This window comes from Streptomyces sp. NPDC104581 (assembly GCF_055583685.1).
The window spans coordinates 114,992-130,041 of record NZ_JBVJNN010000017.1; the positions used below are offsets into that span (position 1 = coordinate 114,992).

A 15,050-nucleotide genomic window follows, 5' to 3' on the forward strand; every position below is an offset into this window, starting at 1 on the left:
CCTTCTTCGTATGTGCACGAGGAGATCCCCATGAACAAGGGCGCGGACGCCACCCAGTCCACCGACGACAACAGCGACCCCGGCAAGAAAGCCGGGCGCTTCATGCTGAAACTGTCCGGTGAGGCGTTCGCCGGCGGGGGAGCGCTCGGCGTCGACCCCGACGTCGTACACGCCATCGCCCGTGAGATCGCCGCCGTCGTCCGGGACGGGGCGCAGATCGCCATCGTGATCGGCGGAGGCAACTTCTTCCGCGGCGCCGAACTCCAGCAACGCGGCATGGACCGGGCGCGCTCCGACTACATGGGCATGCTCGGCACGGTCATGAACTGCCTCGCCCTCCAGGACTTCCTGGAGAAGGAGGGCATCGACTCGCGGGTGCAGACCGCCATCACCATGGGGCAGGTCGCGGAGCCGTACATCCCGCTGCGCGCCGTACGGCACCTGGAGAAGGGACGCGTCGTCATCTTCGGCGCGGGCATGGGGATGCCGTACTTCTCCACCGACACCACCGCCGCCCAGCGCGCCCTGGAGATCGACGCGGAAGCGCTGCTGATGGGCAAGAACGGCGTGGACGGCGTGTACGACTCCGACCCCAAGACCAACCCCGACGCGGTGAAGTTCGACGCGCTGGAGTACGGCGAGGTGATCACCCGCAACCTCAAGGTCGCCGACGCCACGGCGGTCACTCTCTGCCGCGACAACGCACTGCCGATCCTTGTCTTCGAACTCCTCACGGAGGGCAATATCGCGCGCGCCGTCAAGGGTGAGAAGATCGGCACGCTCGTGAGCGACCAGGGCACCCGGGCCTGAACTCGGGCTGCCCCGCACGGGGATGGACAAAGCCCTGCCGGTCGGACACCGTGCAGGAAAGAAGACGCGACGCAGGTGCCGCCGGCCCTGTGAGCACACCGGGCCCACTCAAGACACGCAGGAGCAAGTGGTGATCGAAGAGACCCTCCTCGAAGCAGAGGAGAAGATGGAGAAGGCCGTCCTGGTCGCCAAGGAGGACTTCGCCGCGATCCGCACCGGTCGTGCGCACCCGGCGATGTTCAACAAGATCGTGGCGGACTACTACGGTGCGCTGACCCCGATCAACCAACTGGCCTCCTTCTCGGTGCCCGAGCCGCGCATGGCCGTGGTGACCCCGTTCGACAAGAGCGCGCTGCGCAACATCGAGCAGGCCATCCGCGACTCCGACCTCGGCGTGAACCCGAGCAACGACGGAAACATCATCCGGGTGGTGTTCCCCGAGCTCACGCAGGACCGCCGCAAGGAGTACATCAAGGTCGCCAAGACCAAGGCGGAGGACTCGAAGATCTCGATCCGCTCCGTACGCCGCAAGGCCAAGGAGACGATCGACAAGCTGATCAAGGACGGCGAGGTCGGCGAGGACGAGGGCCGCCGCGCCGAGAAAGAGCTCGACGACACCACGGCGAAGTACGTCGCCCAGGTCGACGAGCTGCTCAAGCACAAGGAAGCCGAGCTGCTCGAGGTCTGATGAACGACTCTTCCTGGGGGGCCCCGCCGACCGCCGGCTACTGGGGACCGCCTGACCAGGGGGCTGCCCCGGCGGGTCCCGCATACGATGAGCTTGACGCACAGCAGACTCGGCCCATGCCCATCGTGCCCGACGTACCCGCGAGCGGCGGGGCCCAGGATGACGACCGGGGGGCTGCTCGGCCGGGCGGCCCCCTGTTCCGTGACGAGACGCCGCAGGAGCCCATGTCCGCCCCTCCGCCACCTCCTCCGAAGAAGCGGGCGGGCCGCGATCTGCGCGCGGCCATAGGGGTCGGTGTGGGGCTCGGCGCGGTCATCGTGGCGTCCCTCTTCATCGTGAAGGCCGTGTTCATCGGCGTCATAGTGGTCGCCGTCGTCGTCGGTCTCTGGGAGCTGACCTCCCGGCTCAGCGAGAAGAAGGGCATCAAGGCACCCCTCGTCCCGCTCGCGGTCGGGGGTGCGGCGATGGTCGTCGCCGGTTACGTACGGGGCGCTGAAGGCGCCTGGGTCGCCACCGCTCTCACGGCACTTGCCGTGCTCGCGTGGCGCATGACGGAGCCGCCCGAGGGCTACCTCAAGGACGTGACGGCGGGGGTCTTCGCGGCGTTCTACGTGCCCTTCCTGGCGACGTTCGTCGCGATGATGCTCACGGCGGACGACGGCGCGCAGCGTGTCCTCACCTTCCTGGTGCTCACCATCGTCAGCGACACCGGGGCGTACGCGATCGGCTGGCGCTTCGGCAGCCACAAACTGGCACCGCGCATCAGCCCCGGTAAGACCCGTGAGGGTCTCCTCGGGGCTGTGGGATTCGCCATGGCGGCGGGAGCGCTGTGCATGCAGTTCCTCATCGACGACGGCACCTGGTGGCAGGGGCTGCTGCTCGGCCTCGCCGTGGCGGCCAGTGCCACCCTCGGTGACCTGGGCGAGTCGATGATCAAACGGGACCTCGGGATCAAGGACATGGGCACGTTGCTGCCGGGTCACGGCGGCATCATGGACCGACTCGACTCACTCCTGCCGACGGCCCCCGTCGTGTGGCTGCTGCTGGTGGTGTTCGTCGGCTCGGGCTGACCCGTACCCGTACCGGTTACCCTGGTAAGGCCCGCCGTCCCGGACGGCGGGCCTTACTGCGCTCCGCGGTCGCGGGGCCCGTCACATGAGGTCCCCTGGCACCGGCAGCGTGCCCGTGTCCCTCCCGCGCTCGGCGGGGACACCGGCCTCGTCGTACCGAGGAGAAAACAGCTCATGGCACCGCCCAATCCCGGAGAACTCACCTTCGTCGCGCCCCGTGGCGCCAAGAAGCCGCCGAGGCACCTGGCCGACCTCACACCGGGGGAGCGCCGCGAGGCCGTGGCGGCGCTCGGCGAGAAGGCGTTCCGTGCCAAGCAGTTGTCGCAGCACTACTTCGCGCGGTTCGCGCACGACCCCGCCGAGTGGACGGACATCCCCGCCGCCGCGCGCGAGAAGCTCGCCACGGAGCTGCTGCCCGACCTGATGTCCGTGGTGCGGCACATCTCCTGCGACGACGACACCACCCGCAAGACCCTGTGGCGGCTGCATGACGGCACGCTCGTCGAGTCCGTCCTGATGCGCTACCCGGACCGCGTCACCATGTGCATCTCCTCGCAGGCCGGCTGCGGGATGAACTGCCCTTTCTGCGCGACGGGACAGGCGGGCCTCGACCGCAACCTGTCCACGGCGGAGATCGTGCACCAGATCGTGGACGGCATGCGGGCGCTGCGCGACGGTGAAGTCCCCGGTGGCCCCGCCCGGCTGTCCAACATCGTCTTCATGGGCATGGGCGAGCCGCTCGCCAATTACCGCCGCGTCGTCGGGGCGATCCGCCGGCTGACCGACCCCGAGCCGGACGGCATCGGCCTCTCGCAGCGCGGCATCACCGTGTCGACGGTGGGCCTGGTGCCCGCGATGCTCCGGTTCGCCGACGAGGGTTTCAAATGCCGCCTCGCCGTCTCGCTGCACGCGCCCGACGACGAGCTGCGCGACACCCTCGTGCCGGTCAACACCCGCTGGAAGGTGCGGGAGGTGCTGGACGCCGCCTGGGAGTACGCGGAGAAGTCCGGCCGCCGGATCTCCATCGAGTACGCCATGATCCGCGACATCAACGACCAGGCGTGGCGGGGCGATCTGCTGGGCCGGCTGCTCAAGGGGAAGCGGGTGCACGTCAATCTGATCCCGCTCAACCCGACACCCGGGTCCAAGTGGACGGCATCCCGCCCGGAGGACGAGAAGGCGTTCGTCGAGGCGATCGCGTCCCACGGTGTGCCGGTGACGGTGCGCGACACCCGCGGCCAGGAGATCGACGGGGCGTGCGGTCAGCTGGCGGCGACGGAGCGCTGAGCGCGGCGACCGGGCCCCGACGGGGCCCATGTACGCTGGTTCGAACGAATTACATATTCCGACAGGGGAGCGCCACAGCGCTGAGAGTGCGGCAGAGGCTCGGACGAGCCTCACGGTCGCAGACCCTCTGAACCTTGCCCAGGTCATTCTGGGTAGGAAGTTCGGACACCACTCAAGCTGCTGCGCCCTGCCCTGCTCCGGTCCGCCGGTGCGGGGCAGGGCCGCGTCTTCTCCTGGACATCCCAGGAGGAATTCAGTGCGTACCGCGAAGAGAATGGCGGCCGGCGCCGTCGCCGCCGCACTCGGCGTCTCCGTGCTCGCCGCGTGCGGCGAGTCCGACGACGCCACGTCCGCCGACGGCACGAAGTCCAAGAGTGTGACGCTCGTCGCCCATGACTCGTTCGCCGCCTCGGGCACCGTGCTCAAGGAGTTCACGAAGCAGACCGGCTACACCGTCAAGGTACTGAAGAGCGGCGAGGCGGGCGAGGCGCTCAACAAGGAGATCCTCACCAAGGGTTCGCCGCAGGGCGATGTCTTCTTCGGCGTCGACAACACCCTGCTCTCCCGAGCGCTCGACAACGGCCTGTTCACGCCGTACGAGGCGAAGGGGCTCGACCAGGTCCGCGCCGACGTACGGCTCGACGACGCCGAGCACCGGGTCACGCCCGTCGACACCGGCGACATCTGCGTCAACTACGACAAGAAGTACTTCACCGACAAGAAGCTGGCGCCGCCGCAGTCCTTCGCGGACCTGGCCAAGCCCGCGTACAAGGACCTGCTCGTCGTCGAGAACGCCGCGCAGTCCTCCCCCGGTCTCGGCTTCCTCCTCGGCACCGTCGCGGCGTACGGGGACGGCGGCTGGCAGGGCTACTGGAAGCAGCTCAAGGCCAACGGTGTCCAGGTGGTGGACAGTTGGGAGCAGGCGTACAACGAGGAGTTCTCCGGCTCCGCCGGGGGCAAGAAGGCCGAGGCGGAGCGCCCGCTCGTCGTCTCGTACGCGTCGAGCCCGCCCGTCGAGGTGCTGTACGCCGACCCGCAGCCCAAGGAGGCGCCGACAGGCGTCGCCACAGGCACCTGCTTCCGGCAGATCGAGTTCGCCGGCCTGCTCCAGGGCGCGAAGAACGAGGCGGGCGGCAAGGCTCTGCTGGACTTCCTGGTGAGCAAGACCTTCCAGGAGGACATGCCGCTCAACATGTTCGTGAACCCGGTCGTCGACGGTGCGAAGCTGCCCGCGCTCTTCACCGACCACGGCGCCGTGGTCGACGAGCCGCAGACCGTGGCCCCGGAGAAGATCGCCGAGAACCGTGACGAGTGGATCCAGTCGTGGTCCTCACTCGTCGTCAAGTAGCCGCCAGGGGCGCCCGGGAGGGCGACACGGCCACGCGTGCCGAGGAGAGCCCGGTCGCCCCGGGGGCGGGCGGAGAGACAGGGCGAGGAAGCGGCCGGAACGCCGGCCCCGCGGTGCGCGCCGCGCGGTACCGGAGGAGCGCCGTACGGCTCTGCCTCATGGCCGTGCCCGTCGCGTTCTTCGCCGTCTTCTTCGCCTACCCCGTCACGGCGATCGTCGGCCGTGGACTGAAGGCGGACGGCTCCTGGCACTGGCGCCGGTTCGGGGACGTGCTGAGCCGGCCCGACATCGGGCAGGTGCTCTGGTTCACGACGTGGCAGGCCGCGCTCTCCACCGTCCTCACCCTGCTGATCGCGCTCCCCGGTGCCTACGTCTTCGCGCGCTTCGAGTTCCCCGGCAAACAACTCCTGCGCGCCGTGGTGACGGTGCCGTTCGTCCTGCCGACCGTCGTCGTCGGCACGGCGTTCCTGGCGCTGCTGGGACGTGGCGGCCTGCTCGACGAGTTGTGGGGGGTGCGGGCGGACACGACGGTGTGGGCGATCCTCCTCGCGCATGTCTTCTTCAACTACGCGGTGGTCGTCCGCACCGTGGGCGGCCTCTGGTCGCAGCTCGACCCGCGCCAGGAGGAGGCGGCGCGGGTGCTCGGCGCCGGCCGGTTCGCGGCGTGGTGGCGAGTGACGCTGCCCGCGCTCGGCCCCGCAGTCGCCGCGGCGGCGCTGATGGTCTTCCTCTTCACCTTCACCTCCTTCGGCATCGTCCAGATCCTGGGGGGCCCGGCGTACTCCACCCTGGAAGTGGAGATCTACCGGCAGACCGCGCAACTCCTCGACCTCCCCACCGCCGCCGTCCTGACGATGGCGCAGTTCGCCGCCGTCGGCGCAATTCTGGCGCTGCACTCCTGGACCGTACGCAGGCGGGAGACCGCCCTGAAACTTGTCGACCCCGCCCAGACGGTGCGCAGGCCGCGCGGAGCCGGCCAGTGGGCGCTGCTCGCGGGCGTGCTCTCCACCATCCTCCTGCTGGTCCTGCTGCCCCTTGGCGTACTGATCGAGCGATCGCTCGACGGCCCGGGAGGCTACGGCTTCGGCTACTACCGGGCGCTCAGCTCGGTGGAGGCCAGCGGCGGCACCTTCCTCGTGCCGCCCCTGGAAGCGGTCGGGAACTCCCTGCGCTACGCCTTGACGGCGACGGCCATCGCCCTGGTCGTGGGCGGGCTCGCCGCCGCGGCCCTCACCCGGCGGGCGGGGCGCCTCGTACGGGGCTTCGACGCGCTGCTGATGCTTCCGCTCGGGGTCTCCGCCGTGACAGTCGGCTTCGGGTTCCTGATCACGCTCGACAAGCCGCCGCTGGACCTGCGGGCGTCGTGGATCCTGGTGCCCCTCGCCCAGGCGTTGGTGGGCGTCCCCTTCGTCGTCCGCGTCATGCTGCCCGTACTGCGCGCCGTGGACGGGCGGTTGCGGGAGGCCGCGGCCGTGCTCGGGGCCTCGCCCGCGCGGGTGTGGCGGGAGGTCGATCTGCCGATGGTGCGGCGGGCGGTGCTGGTGTCAGCGGGGTTCGCCTTCGCCGTCTCGCTCGGTGAGTTCGGCGCGACGGTCTTCATCGCGCGCCCCGACCGGCCGACGCTGCCGGTGGCGGTCGCCCGGTTGCTGGGGCGGCCCGGAGAGCTCAACTACGGGCAGGCGATGGCACTGAGCACGGTGCTGATGGTGGTGTGCGCCGTGTCGCTGCTGCTGCTCGAACGTATTCGTACCGACCGTTCCGGAGAGTTCTGATGGCCCTGCTCACGATCGAGGACGTGACCGTACGATTCGGGCGGCGTACGGCGCTCGACGCGGTGGACCTGGAGATCGCCGCGCACGAGATCGTCTGTGTGCTGGGGCCGAGCGGCAGCGGGAAGTCGACCCTGCTGCGTGTCGTCGCCGGACTTCAGACACCGGACGCCGGGCGGGTGTTGCTGGAGGGCGCCGACCAGTCGGGGGTGCCGGTACACCGGCGCGGCGTAGGGCTGATGTTCCAGGACCACCAGCTCTTCCCGCAGCGTGACGTCGCGGGCAACGTCGCCTTCGGACTGCGGGCGCGCGGCGAGTCGCGCGCTGAACAGCGGCGACGTGTCGACGAGTTGCTGGATCTCGTCGGCCTGCCGGATGCCCAGCGCCGCGCGGTCTCCGAGCTCTCCGGTGGTGAGCAGCAGCGTGTGGCACTCGCGCGTGCGCTCGCCCCCCGCCCCCGGCTGCTCATGCTCGACGAACCGCTCGGCCAGCTCGACCGGAGTCTGCGGGAGCGCTTGGTCATGGAACTGCGCGGGGTGTTCGCCCAGTTGGGTACGACGGTGCTCGCCGTCACGCACGACCAGGGCGAGGCGTTCGCGCTCGCCGACCGGGTCGTGGTCATGCGCGAGGGACGCGTCGCCCAGACCGGCAGGCCGGTGGAGGTATGGCAACGGCCGGCGTCCGCGTTCGTGGCCCGCTTCCTGGGCTTCGACAACGTCGTGTCGGCCACAGTGGACGGCGACGTCGCCGACACGCCGTGGGGGAAGATCCCGGTGCCCATAGCTTCCCCCCAGGGTTCGCGCGCGCTCCTGGTGCGTCCCGGCGGGGTACGGCTCGGCGCCCCCGAGGACGGACTGCGCTGCACCGTGGGGGCACGCGCCTTCCGCGGCAGTCACGTGGCCGTCCTGCTGCGCCCCTGGGACGGGCCACAGATCGAGGCGGAGTGCGGCCTCCGCGACGTACCCGAGGAGGGAGCGACGGTCGGGGTCTCCTTCGTCGCCGAGGACGTGGTGGTCCTGGACGACCGTGAGCCGGACGCGACCGATGTCGCTGGTCGCAAGGCCCCAGCAGAATCCCCAACCGGCCACAACGGGGCGGATTGAGGCGACGTCTCCCTGCTCCCGCCCGACTTCGATCAGCCGGAGAGCCGCGCCAGAGCCTCGGGAGCCTCCGCCACCGAGTCCACCAGTGCGATTCGCGATTCCATCGAACGCTCCCGTGCCAGTGACATGAGCAGCGGCCAGGCCGGCAACCGCTCGGTCCAGTGCGCACGGTCAACCAGGACCATCGGCGTCGGCTCGCCGCGTGACTCGTAGTAGTTCGGCGTCGCGTTGTCGAAGATCTCCTGGACGGTGCCTGCCGCGCCGGGCAGGAAGACGACGCCCGCGTTGCAACGGGCGAGCAGACCGTCCTCACGGGTCGCGTTGGCGAAGTACTTCGCCAGGTGGCTCGCGAAGGCGTTCGGCGGTTCGTGGCCGTAGAACCAGGTGGGGATGCCCACCGAGTCCGCGCCTCCGGGCCAGCGGCCCCGTACCTCGAAGGCGGCGCGCGCCCAGTCGGAGATCGACGGGCTGAACGACGGTGTCTTGCCGAGGACTTCGAGTGCCTCGTCCAGCATCTCGTCGGAGTGCGGGGCGGCGTACGCGCCCAGGTTGGCGGCCTCCATGGCACCGGGGCCGCCGCCGGTCGCGACCGTCAGCCCCGTTCGGGCCAGTTCGCGGCCGAGGCGGGCCGCTTCCGCGTACGCGTCGGTACCCCGCGCCAGGGCGTGGCCGCCCATCACGCCCACGACCCGTGCGCCGACGAGGAGTTCGTCCAGCGCGTCCGAGATCGCGTCGTCGTGGACCGACCGCAGCATCGAGGAGAGTATGTCGCCGTCGGCCTTGGTGCGCTGGAACCACTCGTAGGCCAGAGCGTCCGGCGTCGCCTCGTACCCGTCCTCGTCAAGCTGCTCGAAGAGTTGCTCGGCGGAGTAGAGCAGGCCCCGGTACGGGTCGAACGGAAGATGCGGGAGGGGAGGGAAGACCAGGGCCCCGTCGGCGCGTATCTTCGCCGCGGCGTCCGACGCCATCGGGCAGCCGAGGAAGACGGTCTCGGAGGTGTCGGTGGACAGCAGCGCGAGCGTACGGCCCGTCAGGTCGACCGACTGGATCCGGAAGCCGCTGAGCGTCCCGCCGAGGATCACCTGGTCGAACTCGTCGAGGGTTTCGATCTCGCGGTCCAGGCCGTCCGCCCGGTGCTCCCAGATCCCCTGGGGGCTCTGTGTCGCTGCCTGTTGTGCCTCGTGCCCGTCGTGTCCCGCGCCGTTCGCCATGCGGACACGATAGGCCCTGTGTTCGAACGGGACGCCGGAGTGCGGGAAGGTGGCCGGTTCAGCCGGTGAGCGGTACGGCGGCCAGCGCGGCGATCATCCACGTCAGCGGGCCGAAGACGGCGAGCAGCGCGCCCGCCCGCAGGACCGCCGCGGTACGCAGGAGCCCCGTGGGCGCGCCCACCCGCACCAGCGCAGCCGTCGTGTCGGTGCGGGCGTGCTTGGCCTCCAGGACCGCCATCATCAGCGTCGCTAGGGTGCAGCCCACCACGAGCGTGGCGCCGAGGCCGGTGAGCGGCCCGAACGGGCGCTCGTCGCCGGGGCCGTAGAGCGCCGCGGCGGCGAATCCGCCGGAGATCACCGCGCAGACGACGCCGAGGGGGCGGCCGATCCGCACCGCCTCCTCCATCAGGATCCGCCCCGCGAGCAGTCGGGTGGCTCCGGGGCGGAGCATCTGGAGGAACTGACCGCAGAGGTAGGCGATGCCGGGACCGGCGAGGGCCAGGCCGAGCGCCGTCAGTGACCAGCCGGCCAGGACACCGGCCGGGCTGCCCTCGAAACGGCCCGGCATCGGCAGGGGCGATCCGGAGCCGCTTCTGCTCGCGTAGGTCTCGACGGCGAGTCCCGCCGCGGTGAGCGCGACGCCCCAAGGGAGCCCCGACGGGGCTGGCTTCGGCGTCGCGGGCGTCTCGGAGTCGGCGTGTTCGGCAGCCCCCGTCCCACGCGGACGCAGGGCGAGCCCGGTGGCCAGCCCGGCGAGGACAGGTACGACGGCGAGCAGCGTGAGGGCGGCGGCTAGCGGCAGCGGCTGTCCCGCACCGAGCAGATCGGCCGCGGCACCGTCGAAGGGAAGCCCCGTGATGTCGCCGCGCAGATGGAGGAAGAACAGCAGCGCCACCATGCTGCCTGCGGCGCAGGACAGCGTGGTCGACGCGGCGGCCAGCGCGGTGAGCTGAGCCGGGCCGAGCCCGACCGCGGAGAGACCGGAGCGGGGCCGGGTGCTCGGGTCCGCGCGGGCCACGGCGACCGCGAACTGCAGTGTCGCGGCGAGCGGAAGTGCGCACCACAGCAGGCGCAGCAGCGATCCGGACGGGTGGTTCACGGCCCAGCCCAGGGTGCACAGCAGGAGGAAGCCGACCCCCGCCGACGCCGCGGCGACCAGCAGTCGGCGCAGCAGGACGAGGGGGTGGCTGCCACGGGCTAGACGGAGAGCGAGCACGCTGCCTGGCCCTCCGCCTCGGTCGGCCGCAGGGCGCCCACGCGGTGGCCGTCGACCAGGGTGACGGTGCGGTCGGCGAGTGTCGAGACCTCGTCGTCGAGGGTGGCGATGACGACCGTGATGCGGTGCGAGCGTGCCGCGGTCGTCAGCGTGCGCAGGACCTGTGCGCGCTCGGCGGCGTACAGCGGCGCCGTCGGCTCGTCGGCGAACAGCACGGACGGCGTGCTGACCAGGGAGCGGGCGACGGCGACGCGCTGGCGCTGGGACTGGAGCAGGGCGTGCGGGCGCTTGCGGGCGCACATGCCGACGTCGAGGCGCTCCAGCCACTCCGTGGCAGCCGCCTTCGCCGCGCGGCGTGAGGAGCCCCGCAGCAGCAGCGGCAGAGCCGCGTTCTCCCAGGCGGTGAGCTCCTGGACCAGGACCGGCTCCGAGTCGATCCACCCGAAACGGTCGCGCCGGAGCCGTTCGCGCAGGGACGGGGGCATGGTGTGGACGGCGGTGCTGTTGAACCAGACCTCGCCCTTCTCCGGGACGAGCTGGCCCGAGAGGCAGCGCAGCAGGGTCGTCTTGCCGCTGCCGCGTGCGCCGGTGACGGCGAGGATCTCCCCCTCGCGCACACCGAGCGAGACGCCGCTGAGCGCGGGTGAGCCGTTGTGCGAGTGATGCAGGGAACGCGCCCAGAGCACGTCGTTGTCCGGCGGGGCAACCATGGCGTACACCTCGGTTCGGATCAGGCTCGGTCAGAGATGACGTACCGCGCCCCGTCCGGGGGAACGAAGGCGAAGCCGATCGGTCACTGCACCGTAAGGATCGAGAACCAGATGGGCGGACAGCACGCGGCCCGGGTGCCCCCTTTGCACTCGAACGGGGGCACCCGGGCCGTGCTGCGAATGACGCGTGGATACGGCGCCTGCGGGGCGGCCCGGGACACCTAACTGGTGCCGTACGCCGCCCCGTACGCCGCGGGGATCAGAGCTTCGTCCAGGCTTCCGTCAGCACCGTGCGCAGGATCTGCTCGATCTCGTCGAACGTCGACTGGTTGGAGATCAGCGGCGGCGCGAGCTGTACGACCGGGTCGCCGCGGTCGTCGGCGCGGCAGTACAGCCCGTTCTCGTACAGAGCCTTGGAGAGGAAGCCGTACAGGACGCGCTCCGTCTCCTCTTCCGTGAACGACTCCTTGGTGACCTTGTCCTTGACGAGCTCGATTCCGTAGAAGAAGCCGTTGCCCCGTACGTCGCCGACTATCGGCAGGTCGTGGAGCTTGCGCAGCGTCGAGAAGAAGGCGTCCTCGTTGTCCAGCACATGCTGGTTGAGGCCCTCGCGCTCGAAGATGTCGAGGTTGGCGAGGCCGACGGCCGCGGAGACCGGGTGACCGCCGAAGGTGTAGCCGTGCAGGAAGGTGTTGTCACCTTCGTAGAAGGGCTCCGCGAGACGGTCGGAGATGATGCAGGCGCCGATCGGTGAGTAGCCCGACGTCATGCCCTTGGCGCAGGTGATCATGTCTGGTACGTAGCCGAACTTGTCGCAGGCGAACATCGTGCCGAGCCGGCCGAACGCGCAGATGACCTCGTCCGAGACGAGCAGCACGTCGTACTGGTCGCAGATCTCGCGCACCCGCTGGAAGTAGCCAGGCGGGGGCGGGAAGCAGCCGCCGGCGTTCTGCACCGGCTCCAGGAAGACCGCGGCGACCGTGTCCGGGCCCTCGAAGAGGATCTGCTGTTCGATCTGGTCGGCGGCCCAGCGCCCGAAGGCCTCCGGGTCGTCGCCGTGGAGCGGGGCGCGGTAGATGTTGGTGTTCGGCACCTTGTGGGCGCCGGGGACCAGCGGCTCGAACGGTGCCTTCAGGGCCGGCAGCCCGGTGATGGACAGAGCCCCCTGCGGCGTGCCGTGGTAGGCGACGGCGCGCGAGATGACCTTGTACTTGGTCGGCTTGCCCTTCAGCTTGAAGTACTGCTTGGCGAGCTTCCAGGCGGTCTCCACCGCCTCGCCGCCGCCGGTGGTGAAGAAGACCTTGTTGAGGTCCCCGGGCGCGTGGTGGGCCAGCCGCTCGGCGAGCTCGACCGCCTTGGGGTGGGCGTAGGACCACACGGGGAAGAAGGCGAGCTCCTGAGCCTGCTTGTAGGCGGTCTCGGCCAACTCGTGGCGCCCGTGGCCCGCGTTGACCACGAACAGGCCGGAGAGGCCGTCCAGGTAGCGCTTGCCCTTGTCGTCGTAGATGTGGGTGCCCTCACCACGCACGATGGTGGGCACGGGTGCGTTCTCGTACGACGACATGCGGGTGAAATGCATCCACAGGTGGTCGTAAGCGGTCTTGGAGAGGTCCTTGCTCACGGCTATCGGGTTCCCCACATGTAGGTCTGTTTCTTCAGCTTCAGGTAGACGAAGCTCTCGGTGGAGCGCACGCCGGGGAGCGCGCGGATCCGCTTGTTGATGACGTTCAGCAGGTGGTCGTCGTCCTCGCAGACGACCTCCACCATCAGGTCGAAGGAGCCCGCGGTCATCACCACGTACTCGCACTCGGCCATCTCCGTGAGCGCGTCGGCCACGGAGTCGAGGTCGCCCTCGACGTTGATGCCGACCATCGCCTGGCGCAGGAAACCGACGGTCAGTGGATCGGTCACGGCAACGATCTGCATGACCCCTTGGTCGAGCAGCTTCTGGACACGCTGGCGTACGGCCGCCTCGGAGAGGCCGACGGCCTTGCCGATCGCGGCGTAGGGGCGCCGCCCGTCCTCCTGAAGCTGTTCGATGATCGCGAGGGACACGGAGTCGATCGCCGGTGACGATCCGTTTCCGTGCCCGTTCCTGGGGTCTGCGCTGCGACTGGCCACGCGCTCACTGTGCACCGCGACTCGTCTGTCTCGCAACCCTCAATCGATGAAATTCGTTGTGCCAGGGTCGGAATATGACTGAATCCGAAGTTGAGAGGGGGTGGGTCTGTCGAAAGCGTCAGCTGAACGCTTAGGGTTGGGGTGTCTCACCCATCGGACATCCGGCATGACTTCTGTAAGGAGGGGTGGCAGTGACCACCGAGCTGCGCCGTCTGCGTAACTACATCAACGGGGAGTTCCGGGACGCGGCCGACGGACGGACCATCGAGGTGGTCAACCCGGCCACGGGCGAGGCGTACGCCACGTCCCCGCTCTCCGGCCAGGCCGACGTCGACGCCGCCATGGAGGCCGCCGCCGCGGCGTTCCCCGCCTGGCGCGACACCACGCCCGCCGAGCGTCAGAAGGTGTTGCTGAAGATCGCGGACGCGATCGAGGAGCGCGCCGAGGACCTGATCGCCGCCGAGTCGGAGAACACCGGCAAGCCGCTGGAGCTGACCCGCACCGAAGAGATCCCGCCGATGGTGGACCAGATCCGCTTCTTCGCGGGCGCGGCGCGGATGCTCGAAGGCCGTTCGGCCGGCGAGTACATGGACGGGTTCACCTCCATCGTGCGGCGTGAGCCCGTGGGCGTCTGCGCGCAGGTCGCCCCGTGGAACTACCCGATGATGATGGCGGTATGGAAGTTCGCCCCGGCGCTCGCCGCGGGCAACACCGTCGTACTGAAGCCGTCGGACACCACTCCCGCCTCCACGCTGCTGATGGCGGAGATCATCGGCGCGATCGCGCCCAAGGGTGTCTTCAACGTCATCTGCGGCGACCGCGACAGCGGGCGCGCGATGGTGGAGCACGCGACCCCGGCGATGGTCTCGATCACCGGCTCCGTACGGGCCGGGATGCAGGTCGCCGAGTCCGCCTCCAGGGACCTCAAGCGCGTGCATCTGGAGCTGGGCGGAAAGGCGCCCGTCGTGGTCTTCGAGGACCTCGACAGCGAGGCGATCGCCAAGGCCGTCGAGGAGATCTCGGTGTCCGGCTACTTCAACGCCGGGCAGGACTGCACGGCGGCGTGCCGCGTGCTGGTGCACGAGTCGATCCACGACGAGTTCGTGGCGGAGCTGGCCAAGGCCGCGGCGGGCACCAGGACCGGTGCTCCGGACGACGAGGACGCCCTGTACGGGCCGCTGAACAACGCCAACCAGCTGAAGCACGTCTCGGGCTTCATCGAGCGCCTGCCGGCCCATGCCAAAGTCGAGGCGGGCGGTCACCGGGTCGGTGACAAGGGGTACTTCTACGCGCCGACCGTCGTCTCGGGGCTCAAGCAGGACGACGAGATCATCCAGAACGAGGTGTTCGGGCCGGTCATCACGGTGCAGTCGTTCACGGACGAGGCACAGGCGCTGGAGTACGCGAACGGGGTCTCGTTCGCCCTCGCCTCCTCGGTGTGGACGAAGGACCACGGGCGTGCGATGCGGATGTCCAAGAATCTGGACTTCGGCTGTGTGTGGATCAACACGCACATCATGCTGGTCGCGGAGATGCCGCACGGTGGCTTCAAGCAGTCGGGCTACGGCAAGGACCTGTCGGCTTACGGCTTCGACGACTACACGCGAATCAAGCACGTGATGACATCGCTCGACGCGTGAGGTACGGGATCTGCTGAGGCATCGGATCGAGGCCGTCGCGGCGATGCGACGGGCTCGTCGGTTCCTCGATTTCTTGA

The 15,050-nt window shown here is 69.7% G+C and carries 13 protein-coding genes; 8 read left to right on the top strand and 5 right to left on the bottom strand.

The window, feature by feature from the left end; translation table 11 throughout:
* The first annotated feature begins 30 nt into the window (after positions 1–30).
* The 7 genes from pyrH (at position 31) to ACZ61E_RS16695 (ending at position 8,075) form a co-directional block, all read left to right on the top strand.
* Complete coding sequence (gene pyrH, locus ACZ61E_RS16665; RefSeq protein WP_078074827.1) at positions 31–810, top strand: UMP kinase; 780 nt, start codon at positions 31–33, stop codon at positions 808–810.
* Between the two features lie 130 nt (positions 811–940).
* A complete protein-coding gene (frr, locus tag ACZ61E_RS16670; RefSeq protein WP_078074826.1) occupies positions 941–1,498 on the top strand; it encodes a ribosome recycling factor in 558 nt (185 codons plus the stop codon).
* The gene (locus ACZ61E_RS16675; RefSeq protein ID WP_469700347.1) at positions 1,498–2,568 is read left to right on the top strand and encodes a phosphatidate cytidylyltransferase; all 1,071 of its coding nucleotides are present in this window, start codon (positions 1,498–1,500) and stop codon (positions 2,566–2,568) included. The genes frr and ACZ61E_RS16675 overlap by 1 nt, the downstream gene beginning before the upstream one ends.
* Positions 2,569–2,742: 174 nt before the next feature.
* Entirely contained in the window at positions 2,743–3,855 is a 1,113-nt protein-coding gene (rlmN, locus tag ACZ61E_RS16680) for a dual-specificity RNA methyltransferase RlmN (protein WP_469700348.1), read from the top strand.
* Between the two features lie 274 nt (positions 3,856–4,129).
* A complete protein-coding gene (locus tag ACZ61E_RS16685; protein ID WP_469700371.1) occupies positions 4,130–5,203 on the top strand; it encodes a thiamine ABC transporter substrate-binding protein in 1,074 nt (357 codons plus the stop codon).
* 158 nt (positions 5,204–5,361) lie between these two features.
* Positions 5,362–6,975, top strand: coding sequence for an ABC transporter permease (locus ACZ61E_RS16690; RefSeq protein WP_469700349.1), 1,614 nt, complete (start codon positions 5,362–5,364; stop codon positions 6,973–6,975).
* 5 nt (positions 6,976–6,980) lie between these two features.
* Entirely contained in the window at positions 6,981–8,075 is a 1,095-nt protein-coding gene (locus ACZ61E_RS16695; RefSeq protein ID WP_469700372.1) for an ABC transporter ATP-binding protein, read from the top strand.
* A 32-nt stretch (positions 8,076–8,107) separates the two neighbouring features.
* On the opposite strand, the gene ACZ61E_RS16700 is transcribed toward ACZ61E_RS16695, so the two are convergent.
* The 5 genes from ACZ61E_RS16700 to ACZ61E_RS16720 form a co-directional block, all read right to left on the bottom strand.
* Complete coding sequence (locus tag ACZ61E_RS16700) at positions 8,108–9,286, bottom strand: LOG family protein (protein WP_469700350.1); 1,179 nt, start codon at positions 9,284–9,286, stop codon at positions 8,108–8,110.
* 58 nt (positions 9,287–9,344) lie between these two features.
* Positions 9,345–10,502, bottom strand: a complete 1,158-nt coding sequence (locus tag ACZ61E_RS16705) for a hypothetical protein (protein ID WP_469700351.1) — start codon at positions 10,500–10,502, stop codon at positions 9,345–9,347.
* The gene (locus ACZ61E_RS16710) at positions 10,484–11,212 is read right to left on the bottom strand and encodes an ABC transporter ATP-binding protein (RefSeq protein ID WP_469700352.1); all 729 of its coding nucleotides are present in this window, start codon (positions 11,210–11,212) and stop codon (positions 10,484–10,486) included. Before ACZ61E_RS16710 ends, ACZ61E_RS16705 begins: the two co-directional genes overlap by 19 nt.
* Before the next feature lie 259 nt (positions 11,213–11,471).
* On the bottom strand, positions 11,472–12,851 hold the full coding sequence (locus ACZ61E_RS16715; RefSeq protein ID WP_469700353.1) for an aspartate aminotransferase family protein: 1,380 nt from the start codon (positions 12,849–12,851) through the stop codon (positions 11,472–11,474).
* Entirely contained in the window at positions 12,836–13,348 is a 513-nt protein-coding gene (locus tag ACZ61E_RS16720; protein WP_147878245.1) for an Lrp/AsnC family transcriptional regulator, read from the bottom strand. Before ACZ61E_RS16720 ends, ACZ61E_RS16715 begins: the two co-directional genes overlap by 16 nt.
* A gap of 176 nt (positions 13,349–13,524) precedes the next feature.
* Here ACZ61E_RS16720 and ACZ61E_RS16725 point away from each other — a divergent pair, with 176 nt between their 5' ends.
* Positions 13,525–14,973, top strand: a complete 1,449-nt coding sequence (locus ACZ61E_RS16725; protein ID WP_469700354.1) for a gamma-aminobutyraldehyde dehydrogenase — start codon at positions 13,525–13,527, stop codon at positions 14,971–14,973.
* Positions 14,974–15,050: the final 77 nt, after the last annotated feature.

What these genes read in the sequence shown, in the direction of transcription:
- pyrH (WP_078074827.1), top strand. Translation starts at nt 31, where the DNA reads ATGAACAAGGGCGCGGACGCCACCCAGTCCACCGACGACAACAGCGAC.
- ACZ61E_RS16675 (WP_469700347.1), top strand. Translation starts at nt 1,498, where the DNA reads ATGAACGACTCTTCCTGGGGGGCCCCGCCGACCGCCGGCTACTGGGGA.
- rlmN (WP_469700348.1), top strand. Translation starts at nt 2,743, where the DNA reads ATGGCACCGCCCAATCCCGGAGAACTCACCTTCGTCGCGCCCCGTGGC.
- ACZ61E_RS16685 (WP_469700371.1), top strand. Translation starts at nt 4,130, where the DNA reads ATGGCGGCCGGCGCCGTCGCCGCCGCACTCGGCGTCTCCGTGCTCGCC.
- ACZ61E_RS16690 (WP_469700349.1), top strand. Translation starts at nt 5,362, where the DNA reads ATGGCCGTGCCCGTCGCGTTCTTCGCCGTCTTCTTCGCCTACCCCGTC.
- ACZ61E_RS16700 (WP_469700350.1), bottom strand. Translation starts at nt 9,286, where the DNA reads ATGGCGAACGGCGCGGGACACGACGGGCACGAGGCACAACAGGCAGCG.
- ACZ61E_RS16710 (WP_469700352.1), bottom strand. Translation starts at nt 11,212, where the DNA reads ATGGTTGCCCCGCCGGACAACGACGTGCTCTGGGCGCGTTCCCTGCAT.